3 tRNA genes are annotated in these 298 nt (G+C 55.4%); all 3 read left to right on the forward strand.

Annotation, left to right across the window (positions count from 1 at the left end):
• The first annotated feature begins 1 nt into the window (after nucleotide 1).
• The 3 genes from AC0IW7_RS24760 (at nucleotide 2) to AC0IW7_RS24770 (ending at nucleotide 295) form a co-directional block, all read left to right on the forward strand.
• Nucleotides 2–77: transfer RNA gene (locus tag AC0IW7_RS24760), tRNA-Gly, on the forward strand.
• Between the two features lie 47 nt (nucleotides 78–124).
• Nucleotides 125–200: transfer RNA gene (locus AC0IW7_RS24765), tRNA-Glu, on the forward strand.
• Nucleotides 201–219: 19 nt separating this feature from the next.
• Nucleotides 220–295: transfer RNA gene (locus AC0IW7_RS24770), tRNA-Gly, on the forward strand.
• Nucleotides 296–298: the final 3 nt, after the last annotated feature.

The raw sequence follows: 298 nt of genomic DNA on the forward strand, positions 1-298 counted from the left end.
TGCGGGAATAGCTCAGTTGGTAGAGCACGACCTTGCCAAGGTCGGGGTCGCGAGTTCGAGTCTCGTTTCCCGCTCCAAATTTTCAAAGCAGTGCTGAAAGGCGTTGCTGGTAAAAAAGGTTGATGTCCCCTTCGTCTAGTGGCCTAGGACACCGCCCTTTCACGGCGGTAACAGGGGTTCGAGTCCCCTAGGGGACGCCATTCAAGCTGTAGATGTATTGCGGGAATAGCTCAGTTGGTAGAGCACGACCTTGCCAAGGTCGGGGTCGCGAGTTCGAGTCTCGTTTCCCGCTCCAAAT

The sequence above is a fragment of the Pseudomonas sp. AC229 genome (assembly GCF_979254655.1).